This window comes from Xanthomonas sp. NCPPB 2933 (assembly GCF_056725225.1).
This window is the reverse complement of the sequence record NZ_CM161518.1, coordinates 1,730,007-1,743,846: the sequence shown is the minus strand read 5'-3', so window position 1 is coordinate 1,743,846 and position 13,840 is coordinate 1,730,007. Positions and strand designations below refer to the sequence as shown.

10 protein-coding genes are annotated in these 13,840 nt (G+C 61.0%); 3 read left to right on the top strand and 7 right to left on the bottom strand.

Features of this window, described 5'->3' with window-relative positions; genetic code table 11:
* Positions 1 to 5: 5 nt before the first annotated feature.
* Positions 6 to 1,709, bottom strand: coding sequence for a cyclic peptide export ABC transporter (locus tag AC1PLU_RS07190; protein WP_481095304.1), 1,704 nt, complete (start codon positions 1,707 to 1,709; stop codon positions 6 to 8).
* A complete protein-coding gene (locus AC1PLU_RS07185; RefSeq protein ID WP_481095303.1) occupies positions 1,706 to 4,165 on the bottom strand; it encodes a penicillin acylase family protein in 2,460 nt (819 codons plus the stop codon). The genes AC1PLU_RS07190 and AC1PLU_RS07185 overlap by 4 nt, the downstream gene beginning before the upstream one ends.
* A gap of 807 nt (positions 4,166 to 4,972) precedes the next feature.
* On the opposite strand from AC1PLU_RS07185, the gene AC1PLU_RS07180 reads away from it, so the two are divergent.
* Positions 4,973 to 5,113 (top strand): hypothetical protein, encoded by a 141-nt coding sequence (locus AC1PLU_RS07180; RefSeq protein ID WP_481095302.1) that lies wholly within the window; start codon positions 4,973 to 4,975, stop codon positions 5,111 to 5,113.
* 348 nt (positions 5,114 to 5,461) lie between these two features.
* Complete coding sequence (locus AC1PLU_RS07175; protein WP_481095301.1) at positions 5,462 to 5,671, top strand: integrase core domain-containing protein; 210 nt, start codon at positions 5,462 to 5,464, stop codon at positions 5,669 to 5,671.
* A 266-nt stretch (positions 5,672 to 5,937) separates the two neighbouring features.
* Here AC1PLU_RS07175 and ssb read toward each other — a convergent pair whose 3' ends face one another.
* Entirely contained in the window at positions 5,938 to 6,462 is a 525-nt protein-coding gene (gene ssb, locus AC1PLU_RS07170) for a single-stranded DNA-binding protein (RefSeq protein WP_168958897.1), read from the bottom strand.
* A gap of 273 nt (positions 6,463 to 6,735) precedes the next feature.
* On the opposite strand from ssb, the gene AC1PLU_RS07165 reads away from it, so the two are divergent.
* A complete protein-coding gene (locus tag AC1PLU_RS07165; RefSeq protein ID WP_481095300.1) occupies positions 6,736 to 7,734 on the top strand; it encodes a polyprenyl synthetase family protein in 999 nt (332 codons plus the stop codon).
* A 201-nt stretch (positions 7,735 to 7,935) separates the two neighbouring features.
* On the opposite strand, the gene murD is transcribed toward AC1PLU_RS07165, so the two are convergent.
* The 4 genes from murD to AC1PLU_RS07145 are packed head-to-tail and all read right to left on the bottom strand — an operon-like array spanning position 7,936 to position 13,729.
* A complete protein-coding gene (gene murD, locus AC1PLU_RS07160; RefSeq protein ID WP_481108065.1) occupies positions 7,936 to 9,345 on the bottom strand; it encodes a UDP-N-acetylmuramoyl-L-alanine--D-glutamate ligase in 1,410 nt (469 codons plus the stop codon).
* Positions 9,326 to 10,681 (bottom strand): UDP-N-acetyl-alpha-D-muramoyl-L-alanyl-L-glutamate epimerase, encoded by a 1,356-nt coding sequence (gene murL / locus AC1PLU_RS07155; protein ID WP_481095298.1) that lies wholly within the window; start codon positions 10,679 to 10,681, stop codon positions 9,326 to 9,328. The genes murD and murL overlap by 20 nt, the downstream gene beginning before the upstream one ends.
* A complete protein-coding gene (locus tag AC1PLU_RS07150) occupies positions 10,678 to 11,136 on the bottom strand; it encodes a hypothetical protein (RefSeq protein WP_104551994.1) in 459 nt (152 codons plus the stop codon). The genes murL and AC1PLU_RS07150 overlap by 4 nt, the downstream gene beginning before the upstream one ends.
* Positions 11,120 to 13,729, bottom strand: a complete 2,610-nt coding sequence (locus AC1PLU_RS07145; RefSeq protein WP_481095297.1) for a bifunctional aspartate kinase/diaminopimelate decarboxylase — start codon at positions 13,727 to 13,729, stop codon at positions 11,120 to 11,122. The genes AC1PLU_RS07150 and AC1PLU_RS07145 overlap by 17 nt, the downstream gene beginning before the upstream one ends.
* Positions 13,730 to 13,840: the final 111 nt, after the last annotated feature.

Below are 13,840 nucleotides of genomic sequence, written 5' to 3'. Positions count from 1 at the left end.
CTCCCTTATCGCTCGGCCAGCAACGATTCGTACGCCCAAGTGCGCGCGAGAGCCTCGTCGGGAATGACGAGGCCCTCGCGCATCACGATCAGTTGATCGGCTAGGTGGAAATAGCGGTCGTCGTGCGAAATCGCAACCACCGCTTTGCCGCGTGCCTTCAGTTCTGGCAGGATGCGGTTATAGAAAACGTTCTTGAACGCAGGGTCTTGATCAGCGGCCCATTCGTCGAATAGATACATTTCGGCGTTCTCGATCATCGCCACTACTAGTGCGAGGCGACGCTTCTGCCCATCCGACAACGCTAGCGTGGAGAAGCGTCCATTCTCGAAACGCACCTTGTGATCAAGTGAAAATTCGCGCAGATAGTCATCTATCTCCGGACGCGCCTGCTCCAGATCAACCCCCAAAGGACGGTCGAACAGAAAGTAGTCGGAATAGATTGCGGAAATACCGCAGCGAAAACCAGAAATGTTGTCCCGGTCTACGCGCTCGGTGTCGAAGTACACGCTACCGCTATCGGGCAGGTAATGCAACGTGATGAGCTTGCTCAGCGTAGATTTTCCCGATCCGTTACCGCCCACAATGAAGGTAATCTCACCGCGGCGGATTTCCAGATCCAAAGGACCAACCGTGAAACCCCTGTCTTCGCCACGATCTGGGTAATGGTAGGTTGCGCTTTCCAATCGCAGGCTCGACCAGCCACTGCGCTTAGGGGCGGCATGGTCAATAGACTCCTCGGGAATGCGGTCGAATAACGCATTGAAGCGCTTCAAAGCGATCTGTGCCGTAGCGAACTGCGGAACGAAATTGAGGAGTGCACCCACGGGGCCGGTAACATAGAGCAGTGCCATAATCACCCCGCTTAGTTCCTGGCTATCAATCGCGTGATGGTTGACGAACACGAAGCTGACTGCACCGATCACGAAGAAAACAATCAGTCCGCCGTAGTTCACCGCCACGCCCATGATCGAGTGGCCGGTTTTTGCCGTTTCTCTAACACGCGTCTCGTTGTATGCCAGGACCCGTTCGAAGTAATCCACGCGCTTGTCGCGATTGAGCTTCAGTTCCTTGGCGCCGTGGACCAGGCCACGAATTGACTCATGCAGGTCGTCGAGATTGCGCCGCGCGCGAACCAGATAGCGGCGCCCGATCATCATCGGCAACTGATACGTCACGATGCCGAAACCGATGCAGCCCAGGACAAACCAGAATACGCCCGAATTCAAGTACAACAAAAAACCGAGCATACCGACCAAGGTGACGCCATTGGTCAGCAACTCGGGCAGCAAGCGAGCCCCGGCGATGATCACCGGAACATCGGCGGTGATCGATGCGATCAATCGCGGCATGCCGACGCGTTCAAGTTCGGCGATCGGTGCGCTGGAAATCCGGCGGTACATCCGGGTACGCAAATCAGTGGTCACATCCATCGAAATGCGCGTGAGAATGACCTGGGAAGCTGTGCGTGCGATCAATATGAGCACGCAAACCAGAGTAAACAGAACGGCATAACGGTAATTGGACACCTGCCATATGAGGAACACCGCGATGTCCGGATCGACTTTGGCGAACTGATCCTTACTCGGATCGATGGCATTAAGCACCAGCGGGATGATCAGCGCGTAGCAAACCCCAGCCAAGGCTCCCAGCAGGATGGAGAGAAAGACACGATTCGGTGCACGCTTGGCGAAGGTGCCCAGCAACTTCATCGTGCGGCCTCCGAGTTACCGGATAGCGCCGGCGTCAGATGGAGTACCTCACCCGCATGGGAGTGCGGCCAGGCACGCAACACCCCATCTCGGAAAGGCTCGACCATGTCGTCGTAATGGGTACTTGCGATGTTTCCCGATTGGCCGGTCGAGTTCATGTAAAAGTGCATCTCATCCTTGTCACCCAGCGCCATAACCTGACGAAAACCGGCACCAAAATCCTGAGTAAACTGCCCGGAACGATCATAGCGGTAAGACGCCACGTTGATGGTATCCGGCGAACCACCATTAGCTATTCTGCGCTCGAACACGCTGCGCAGCACGTTGATATTGCTGAAGGGAGTGTGCTTGTAAACCATAGCGTGCAACTCTCCCCACTTCCAATTGTCCATGGAAGAATCGCCGGTCATCTTCAGAAGCTCCCACAGGGCATCGTTGAGCGAGCTGTCGAGTACATCGTCGCAAGTATCGGGTTCCGGCGTCTCCAGGCTCTGACACCAGCTGTCGGGTCCATCCACTAGCATTGCCCCCAAAGTATCGAGGTTGACGTCGCCAGCAACGCTCTTGACATAACGATTCTGCACTTCCTGATTCCAGTTTCCGCGCAGCTCGTCGGCCATTAACTCGCGACGGAGGGTATGTACCCAGGCATTGAAGATGCTGGCCGCCTGGCTACTACGCGACATGTCTCCGTTCCAGGCGCGCAGAAGCGAGAACGCCCTGCGCTGCTGATCGTTTGAGGGCTGCAGGCGCAGCATGCGGGCTAGTAGCCGACGCGCCGGCTCACTTACTGTGTCTTTCTGAATACGACCCATGGCCTGCGGCGTCAGTGGTTCGTGCTTGTCTTTCAGGGCGAGCAGCAGGCGTTCGATCCGAAGTGAACGATCTGGTGGAGCCCATTCGCCGTTGAACGGATACGGATAATCAGATCCGAAGAATTTTTCGTTCGCCGACACTAGTACGCCGCTGGCCGGGTTATAGCGACGCGGCATTGCATCTGGATCGATGAATCCGCTCCATGCATGGTGCCCACCCCAGCCGGGGACGGGTACCTCACCCCCACCCGCAGGGCGGATCGGGATGCGCCCTGCTGTAAGGAGGCCGATGTTGCCTGAACCGTCGGCGTAGAGCAGGTTTAATGCAGGCGCAACCAGCGGCGCGAGCGCTTGGCGGAAGCCGTCCCAATCCTCCGCGTAGTTGAGCCGATAAAATGCTTCGTAGGAGGTATCGTCAGCGTCGAGGGCAGTCCACCGCATCGACACTGGATAGTCGAACACCTTGAACAGGTCGCTCACCACCGGGCCGTGACGCGTGCTGCGGACCTGGATACGCAGCGGCCGCAGCTTGGGACTGAGGATTGCAGGAAAATCCTGCCGTATTGCGATCAGCTCGGTCGTGCTGCTGAAGTTTTCCCAACCTTTTTCGGTACGATAGCGATTCGTATCGCTGGGGTCTGCTTGCTCGAAGTACAGGTCCTGCACATCCGCCATGGAATTGGTGCCACCCCAGGCGATATGCTGATTTCGGCCAAAGATCACCATTGGCAACCCCACGATGGTCGCACCGCGTGCGTCGATGCGGTCGCCCTTGATTGCCGCCATGTACCAGAGCGAGGGCATCTGTAACCCCAGGTGAGGATCGTTCGCCAGCATTGCTCCAGCGTTACCGGTCAGACGCCCTGACACGGCCCAGGCATTGCTACCTACATAGCGCCCACCGAGACCGAAATCGCGCTCCAGACGTTCTTGGAAGCCTGCCATGCGTTGCAGCGATGCTTCAACCGACGCAATCGCAAGCGGGGACTGTACCGACGGCTCCGCTTGAAGGTTCGGGTATAGCGTGGCGAACTTATGCTGATCGAGCATTTGCCGAGCCAGCATGTGCTCAACCTCCTGACGATAATTGCCGCCAAGATTGAGCGCGAACACTTTGATCCACGCCAGCGAGTCGTACACCGACCATGGTTCGGGTTCGATTCCCAGCGTTAAGAATTCCAAAGGTAGGCTGGGATTTCCTGCCAGCCAAGCGTTGATGCCGTCTGCATAGGCCTGTAACGAATCCTGCGCCTGGGGACTCAATGCTTTCCACGCATCATGAGCCGAGCGTCGCAACCCCAACGTTCGGAACCAGATATCTTGATCGATACTGTCCTTTCCGAAGACTTCGCTCAAGCGACCGCTGGCAATGCGCCGTTGCAGTTCGAGCTGCCACATCCGATCTTGCGCATGTGCATAGCCAAGAGCGAAAAAAGCGTCGCGGTCGTTGTCAGCAGAAATACTGGTGACACCTGATTCGTCGCGGTGTATGTCTACCGGCGCTCGCAATCCAGGCAGGGTGAGAGTTCCGCTCTGCTGAGGCAGGCTGGACCTAACAATCAAAGCACCCAAAACTGCCAATATCAGCAACGGAATGGCTATAAACAGGGTGAATCGCAGTAGTAGTGGGTATTGCCTCACATCGGTTCCCCAGCCTTTCCCTAGCTGAATCTCTTTCCCTAGCCGAGCCGCAGCGATCAATATCGCTAGCGCGTTTAGATGCAATCACCCAGGTGGAACTAAACGACGTGGTTACCCTCACTTAAATGCGGAAAACTCCAGACGGGTCGCCCTGAACAATTTATGATATTCACAAAACGCGCAACATCGTTCTGGGTTCTCCATACCTTCTTTTTACCAACGGACATCGCAGTACGCATGCGCAGGCGCGGCTCCAAGTTTCCGTCTTCCCCTGGATGGTAACTCAACACGGCAGCGAATAGCGCACTCTGGTATTGAGACAGGCATCACAATTACTCATGAATAGAAAATTCTAGCGATGTTGCGTGACACAGAGAGTGCATACATGAAATGTGTTCATGTGACTTAGTCAGGTAGAAGATAGAACTACCTCCATCAACCGCTCTCAAGCTTGCCATCTAGATCCACGGTACGACAGACCGTTGAACATACGCTATCCACTGAAGATTTTGTCATAGCGAGAGACGTCGCCGGCATGCCCGCCCCTCTCATCGTCACTAAAAGCGTCAAGCGATGAAGAAGCCACCAAGCTCTACCAAGAGGCAAATTGCTGATGCGCTAACGCAAGCCGAACTGGGAATTGTGGTTGGCGAATCCCGCTGGACATGGCATAGCGGAGGCTAGCGTGGCGCAAGAAGTTTGGTTGACTTGGGACGTCTGAGCTCAAGCACATTCCAGCTGTGGCAAGAGGAAAATCGTAAGCTCAAGCATTTGATGTCCGGATGCTATACATCCCTGATTCTGCAGATGGAACGCAACCGCCAGGAAGTTGCACCGGCAGATGTGCAGCACTCCATCCAGAATCTCGTGGCGCATCTGCAAACTCGGGTTGCCGAGATTGAACAGGCCATCGACGATCACGTCGAACAGGACCCGGATTTGCTTTAGCAGCGCAGGTTTTTGATCAGCATCAACGGCATGGTATTACCAGCGACGTCTTATTGTTTGCCGAGCTATGCTAAGTGGAGGGCTTTGCCGATGCAGGCGCGGTAACTTCCTTTGCCGACCTCAACCCACGACTGCAGGACTCGGGCAAGCATCAGGGCAAGGCATGCATCTCTCGCGCAGCCTGAGCGCAGCTGTGCGCCGACTGTACATGCAGGTATCGGTGGGCATGCGTTACAAACCAATGGTACGCGCACTCAAACAGCGCCTGTGCTCCCGCGGTAAGCACGTCAAGCAAATCGCCTGCGCGCCAAAGGTAAGTTGCCGACAACGTATTTAATCGCTGAGCATATGAGAACAGGGGGCACTGAATTTCTACCGGCGCCTTACGCTGACGATAACGCTTTAGCAGCAAGCTTCAACGGACGCCTGCGGCAGGAAGCGTCTCAGGAGAAATGGTTCTTGTCGATGAACGAGACACGGAGCAAGCTCAAAAATTTGCGGCGCCTCTATAACGAGAAGCGCCCCCATCGTGTACTGGTATGTGACACCCCTGCTTAAGTTCGCCCGAAATTACGGATCTCAAGCGAACTCCTAGACACCGCAGAAGCTGGAAACCTCGAGTTTACAACATGCCTGTTTGCTGGCAGGCGATCGCGCGGAATTCACGCCAGCGCTGCGGCATCTGCTTATTGCCAGCGTCAGATAGCCAAAGACGAAAATCTTTTCTCCTTCGGAACATCGTTTGGCCAATGTTTACGGGGTGTCACCCTACATGTTAGCTGACACGCTCGAGTCCCATAATGCGCCCAAGAGCGTTGTATTCCTCAGAACGGGATATCGTCATCCGCAAAGTCGTCCATCGGCGGCGCGGACTGCTGCTGGGCCGGCTGCTGACGGCGCGGGGCGTAATCCTGACCGCCGCCCTGACCGCCACCGCCGCCACCTTGCTGCTGGCGCGGCGCCTGCGCGCGCTGCGGACGATCGCCGCCCATGCCGCCGCCACCGCCACCCTCACCACGGCCGCCGAGCATCTGCATCTCGTTGGCGACGATGTCGGTGCTGTACTTTTCCACGCCGTCCTGGCCGGTGTACTTGTCGTAGCGCAACTCGCCTTCGACGTACACCTGCGAGCCCTTGCGCAGGTACTCACCGGCGATTTCGCCCAGCTTTCCGAAGAACACCACGCGGTGCCACTCGGTGCGCTCCTGGTTGTTGCCTTCGCGGTCCTTGCGCATGCTGGTCGTGGCCAGGCTCACGCGGGTGATCGCCATGCCGGCCTGGGTGTACTTGGTGTCGGGATCGTTGCCGAGGTTGCCGACGAGGATGACTTTGTTGATGCCGCGGGCCATAGATAGTTCCGAGATGGTGCGCCGGCGCCAATGGGGCGCGGCGGTGAATGTCTTGGCGCCAATGTTACCGCACTCCCCGCGCCCGACACCGGCGCGTTGGCGCACCTGCGGGCCGGGGAATACCGCGCGGACAGGTCGGGATCCGGCATCTCCGAGCCATGCCGGCATCAAGCGCCACAAGGGTTTGCGACCGATGTGAAGGCCGGCGACAGCGCCGGCGGGACGGATCTGGCCCAGGCACCTATAATCCACGTACATCACGAACGCCTGCGCATGACCATCGCCGAAGACCTCCCCACCGTTCTGGGCCTGCCCCAGATCCAGTCCCTCGCCGCGCCCGACATGGCTGCGGTGGATGCGTTGATCCGCCGTCGTCTGGCGTCGGACGTCGTGCTGATCAACCAGATTGCCGATCACATCATCTCCGCCGGCGGCAAACGCCTGCGTCCGATGCTGGTGATGCTGGCCGGCCACGCCGCCGGCGGCTCCGGCCCGCAACACCATCAGCTGGCGGCGATCGTCGAGTTCATCCACACCTCCACGCTGCTGCACGACGATGTGGTGGACGAATCGGATCTGCGCCGTGGCCGCAGCACCGCCAACGCGCTGTGGGGCAATGCGCCCAGCGTATTGGTGGGGGATTTTCTGTATTCGCGCAGCTTCCAGCTGATGGTCGAGCTGGACCGCATGGAAGTCATGCAGATCCTGGCCGACACCACCAACCGCATCGCCGAGGGCGAGGTGTTGCAGCTGTTGCACGTGCACAACCCTGACACCGACGAAGCTGCCTATCTGCGCGTGATCGAGCGCAAGACCGCGGTGTTGTTCGCGGCCGGCACGCGCCTGGGCGCACTGGCCTCGGGCGCGAATGCCGGCGTGCAGCAACGCCTGTACGACTACGGCATGCAGTTGGGTTTTGCCTTCCAGATCGCCGACGACGTGCTCGACTATGCCGCCGACGCCAGCGACCTGGGCAAGAACCTGGGCGACGATCTGGCCGAGGGCAAGGCCACCTTGCCGCTGATCCACGCCATGGCGCACTCGGATGCGACCACCAGGGAGCGCCTGCGCCAGATCGTCGAACAAGGCGATGCCGGCGCAATGCCCGAAGTGCTGGCGGCGATTCATGCCACCGGTGGTTTGGACTACAGCCGTCAACGTGCCGCCGAATATGCCGCCGCTGCCGAACAGGCATTGGACGGCTTGCCAGCCAGCTCTGCGGTTGCCGCACTCCGCGGCCTGGCGCGTTACGCCGTGGAACGCACGCATTGATCGAGCGGCGTTGGCGCCGCACCGGTCGCCAACGCCTTCGTTGAAGAAATCTTCTAGCGCAGGGAATGCGTAGTTGGCTGCGCGCAGGCCCTACAGGCACACGGCGCCAACGCACTCGCCAGAGTGAAGCGGATGGACGAAACCGCGCCTGGTGCGAATGTTGTGATGCGCTGATCGGCACCTGATCGGTGCCGATAAAACCTACTGCACACCCAATCCAGGAATCGCACTGATCACGGCCGGGTCGAACCCCGCCAACTGCGCGAAGTGCCGGCCGCGCGCGACGTAATCGCGATACGCGCCGAAGCTGGGCGCACCCGGCGACAGCAACACCACCCCGCCCTGCTCGCCCAGCGCATCGCGCGCCAACTGCATGGCGTGCTCCAGATCGTTGGCAGCATGCAAACCGAAGCGACCGGCTTCCGCCAACGGGGCCAGCAGCGCATGGATACGCGGCCCGTTGGCTCCCATGGTCACGATTTCCAGCGGCGCGTGCTGCGCCATCTGTTCGGCAAACTCATGCCAATCAAGCCCGCGATCGTGTCCACCGACCAACAAGGCCACGCGACGCTGCACAAAACACGTCAGCGCCGCCAACGAGGCATGCGGCGTAGTGCTGATCGAGTCGTTGACGTAGCTGACGCCATCCACGCTGCCAAGCAACTGCAGGCGGTTCGGCAATGGGCGAAACGTCAGTGCGGCCGGCGCCAGTGCTGCAGCGTCCAGACCCAGCGCTTCCACGGCAGCCAACACTGCACACAGATTGCGCCGATTGTGTTCGCCCGGCAGCGGTACGTCGGCGGTATCGAAGATGGCCTGTTCGCCGCGATAGACCACATCGCCGCGCAGATGCCAGCCATCGGGATGGTTGAACCAGCGCACGTCGCTGTCGGGCAGTTGCAAACCGACAAGATGCGGGTCGGTGGCGTTGAGCAAGGCGATGCGCGGGCGGCCTTCGATCACCAGCGACAGCTTGTCGCGCACGTAGCGCGCCTCGTCGCCATGCCAGTCCAGATGCTCGGGAAACAGGTTCAACACCAGCGCCAGTTCCGGACGCGCGCCGCTGCGCCCGACTTCGCCGGTCTGGTAACTGGACAACTCGATCGCCCAATACACCGGTGGCGGCTGTGGCGCCAACACTTCCAGCAGCGGCTGACCGATGTTGCCGACCAAGGCGGTGCGGTGCCCGGCCGCGCGCAGCAGATGCGCCAGCAATGCGGTGGTGGTGCTCTTGCCTTTGGTGCCGGTGACGCAGATGGCGCCGGGCACGCTGCCATCAGGCTGCGCGTGTTCGGCGAACCACAATGCGGTGCCGCCGATGAACTGCGTGCCGTACTCGGCTGCCGCAGTTTGCGCTTGCGCGCCATACGGGCTGATACCGGGCGACTTCACCACAACCTCGAACCGGCCCAGCGCCTGCGCGCTGGCATCGGTTTCTACATGCAACGCGGGGTCGGCCAGCGCATCGAGCTCGCGCGCTTCTTCGGCGTTGCAGAACACCGTCAGCGATTGCGTGGGGAGCACGGCGCGCAGCGCGTGATACGCCGCGCGTCCTTCGCGCCCCCAGCCCCATAACGCAACCGCCCTGCCCTCAAGCTGCGAAATTCGCACGCACGCGCTCCCACAGCGCCGACGGAATACGGTGCTCGCCATCGATGGCCATCAACGGCTCCAGCTGCAGCTCCTGCTGGTCCAGTTGCGGCTGTATCTCACGGCTGAAGCGCATCACCAACGCGTCTTCCTTCCACTCGGCACGGCTGGCCAGCACCGCCATTGCCGCGCGCGATTCGCGGCCTTCGCCGACGCATTCGAACGGCTTGTGATCCTGGAATTCCAGCAGCGCATCGTAGCCGCCAGCCTGTGCGGGATCGTCGAGCAGATTGCGACCGAAGATATTGACCAGGCGCGTCTTCGGCATGAACGGGGCCAACGCCAGAAACACGAAATGGCACTTGGGGCACACCCCGCACCAGCGATGCACCGGGCGCTCGCCCATGATGTGGAAGTTGCGGTTGCAGCTGGAAAAATGCGCGTCGTAGTGGTCGGTCTTGGCGAACTGACGCGCCACCGCCAACTCCGACAACGGCCGCAGCAACGAGTAATAACGCAGATCCGCCGCAACATGCCGCTGCACGTAATCGCCGAACGCCTGCTCGAACGCCCAGCCCTTGGACCACTGATGATTGACCTCGCCGGTGCCGGGAATCTGGCTGCCATAACTGGCCGAACGCTCGTTGGAAAACACCACCTGATCCACGCCGTTGAGCAACGCAGCCAGCACAAGAATCGCCGAGTTCACCGCAGTGACCGGAATATGCCCGTTCCACGCGCCCTGGCGATTGAGTTCGAACAGCTCCGATGCCAGCACGCGGCCGATATTGAGCACCGGTAAACCGGTGCGCTCGGCGCAGGCGCGGATCAGCTGCGAGCCACCGATCCAGCTCACGGTCTGCTCGATGCCGGCATGCCGCAGCGCTTCGATACTGACCAGCGAATCCTTGCCGCCACCGATGGCGACCAAGGCATGCTCGCGCAGGCCGATCGCAGGCGCATCGCCAGCAGTTTGTGTGCCGACCGGAAAGTTGATCTTGCCGTGCAGGTTCAAGCCATTGCGATAGGCGAACTCGCCCAATCCATGCAGATAGACGCTCTCCACCAGCGCAGCGGTGTCGGCATCGATCGCATACTCATCGATCTGGATGGTCGGCGGCACGGCAGCCTTGAAGTAACTCACGCCCGCGATGAGATGCAGGATGCGCAGCGCCTGCTGCACGGCAGTGGCGTGCGCACCGTCCAGCGCGAACGGTGCGCCCGGCACCGCGACGGTCTCGACCAGCTCCGGGCCTTGATCGAAGGCATACACCAGCGTCGCCACGCCGGTCTGCGCATCCAGTGCGCAACGCACGAAACGAAAGGTGGAAATCTGGTGTTTGTCGAAAGCGCTCATGGACTACCTGCAGGAACACGTACGCGACGCAGATAACGTCGGCACAGGACATATTCAATCATGGAAAACGGCACCGCGGCCCACAGCAGGGGCAGGCACCCGAACAGCACCGCCAGCAACAGCACATCCAGACGTCCGGCCGTTGCACCGCCAGACACCGCGAAGGCAATTGCAAGATACAGCGCCACCGCCGGCACATAGCTCAGCGCACTCAACAGCACCGTGCGCACCGCCATTCCACCACTGCGACGCGTGGGAACCGGCGCATCGCCTCGACGTTGCCAACGCAAGGCCAACCACGCACCGATACCGGCGGCGACCAGCGCGGGCAGCGCCCATTTGAACGTATCGGACCACAGCATGCCAAAGCTCAGTTGTTGGAGCGCGGTGGCGAACATCATCGCAACACCACCGGCCAGCGTGCTGAGCGCGATGAACTCAGCCTGCGGGCGCATCGATCACCTCTTCGCGCGGCAATTCGCGCTGGTTGTAGGTGCTGGCCATCGAATACCCGTAGGCACCGCTATCGGCCACCAGCATCACATCGCCCGGCGCGGTGGCGGCAGGCAGACGACGACGCTTGCCGAACACATCGGAGGATTCGCAGATCGGACCGACGATATCGAATGCGCCATCGGCAGGCGCGTCCAGCTGGCTGAGGTTTTCGATGTCGTGCCAGGCGTCGTACAGCGCAGGGCGAATCAGCGTGTTCATGCCCGCATCCAGACCCACGCGCTGCACGCCGTCCTTTTCGATCACCTGGGTCACCTGCGCCAGCAACACGCCGGCTTCGGCCACCAGATAACGCCCCGGCTCGATCGCCAGCCGATAGCCCGGATGCACGGCCTTGACCTCGGCCAATCCCTTGGCCCAGACATCCAGATCGAACGGCTCGTCTTCGGCGCTATACGGAATCGGCAGGCCGCCGCCGATGTCGATGGTTTCCACCGTGCCAATGCGGCGCGCAAAGCCGGCCAGTTCGTCGTACATCATCCGCCAGTGCTCGCCGGTTTCCACACCGCTGCCCAGGTGCGCATGCACACCGGTGATGGTGACCTCGAGCGTGCGCGCCACTTCCACGAACTCATCCACCCGCGTGGACGACAACCCGAACTTGGACGCCTTGCCGCCGGTGTTGACCTTCTCGTGATGCCCGTCGCCATGCCCCAGGTCGATGCGCAACCACACGTTGCGGCCGCGGAACACCTCCGGCCAGCGCTGCAGCGCTTCGACATTGTCCACGGTCACGGTCACGCCCAGCGCAAAGCCGGCTTCGTATTCGGCCTTGGGCGCAAAGCTCGGCGTGAACAACACACGCCGCGGCGACAGCTCGGGCAAGGTGTCGAACACGCGGCGCAGCTCGCCGTGCGAAACGCATTCCAGCCCGAAACCGGCCTGCTCCAGCGCCATCAAGATCGCCGGATGCGCATTGGCCTTGATCGCGTAATAGCGCTGGTCCACTGCAGCAATCTGCGCCAGTGCATGCGCCCGCGCACGCACGGTGGGCAGATGATACACATAGCGTGGCGTGCCGGCTTTTGACAGCGACAACAGATGCGCGCGCTCGGCATGCCACCACGGTGTGGGCCGCGGGCGCACCGAGCCGATGATCTCGCGCCAACGCGGGCCGAACACTTCGCCTTCGCTCACCGGCATCGCGCCGCTGTCGATCAACTCCGCATGCAGGATCGGCAGCAGGCCATCGGCATCGGCTTCGTCGATGACGAAGGTCAGATTTAGGTCGTTGGACGACTGCGAAATCATGTGCACGCGCTCCTGCCCGAACGTGGCCCACACGTCCGACAGCTTGTGCAGCAGCGAGCGCATGCCGCGCCCGACCAGGGTGATCGCAGCACACGGCACAATGATCTTGACCTTGCAGATCTGCGACAGATCGGCCGACAGCGCCGCCAGCACATCGGTGTTGACCAGGTTCTCGGACGGATCCAGCGACACGGTGACATTGGTCTCGGCCGAACCGATCAAATCCACCGACAAACCATGCTTCTTGAACAGCGTGAATACATCGGCCAGGAAGCCGACCTGCTGCCACATGCCGATGCCTTCCATCGACACCAGCACGATCCCGTTGCGGCGGCTGATCGCCTTGACGCCCAACACCGGCTCGGCATTGCCGTCGATACTGGTGCCCGGTAGATCGGGGCGCTCGGTGTCCAGAATCGCCATCGGCACGCCGGAATCGCGGCATGGTTTGATCGAGCGCGGATGCAGCACCTTGGCGCCGGTGGTGGCGATTTCCTGCGCCTCGTAATAGTCCAGGCGGGTCAGCAGCCGCGCATCCGGCACTTCCTTCGGATTGGCGCTGAACATGCCGGGCACGTCGGTCCAGATTTCCACCCGGCTGGCGCCAAGCAGCGCACCGAAATACGCCGCCGAAGTATCCGAACCGCCACGCCCCAGAATCGCGGTGCCGCCATCGGCGTGCCGCGAAATGAAGCCTTGGGTGATCAACAAACGCGTGGGCTGCGCATCGAAACGCGCACGCCAATCGGCATCGGATTGCCACTGGCACGACACCGACAAACGCTTGGACCATTCGCTTTGATTGGGCTGCGCCGGCAACGCCGACAGCCACTGGCGCGCATCCAGCCAGCCCATGTCCAGGCCATTGGCGTGCAGATACGCCGCGCCGATGGTGGAGGACAGCAACTCGCCCTGCCCCAGCACCTCAGCCTGCCAGTCCAGCGTGCGCGTTGCCGCGCGCGCATCGCCCAGCAAGGCATGCAGCGCGGCGAGTCGCTCGCCCAGTACCGCATCGGCGTCCAGTTCCAGATCGGCCAGGAATTCGCGATGACGCTGCTCCAGCGCGGCCACGCGCTGTGCGCTGTCGGCGGCGCCATCGGCAATCGCGGTGAGTTCGTTAGTCACGCCCGACAGCGCAGACACCACCACCAGCACGCGGCCGCCGGTCTCGTTCGCCCGTTTGCTCGCCAGTGTTCCAATCGTGTCCCAGCGATGACGACGCGACACCGAGGTGCCGCCGAACTTGAGGACGATCCAACGATCGGTAGTGTGGGGAGCTGACATTGAGATAGGCGTTTAGAATGGGGGAAAGATGCCCGGTACGCCGGGCGGAACCTCCGATTCTACTGCCAATATCGCCCGCATGACCCCGGGTGCGATCACAGCACGCCGAGC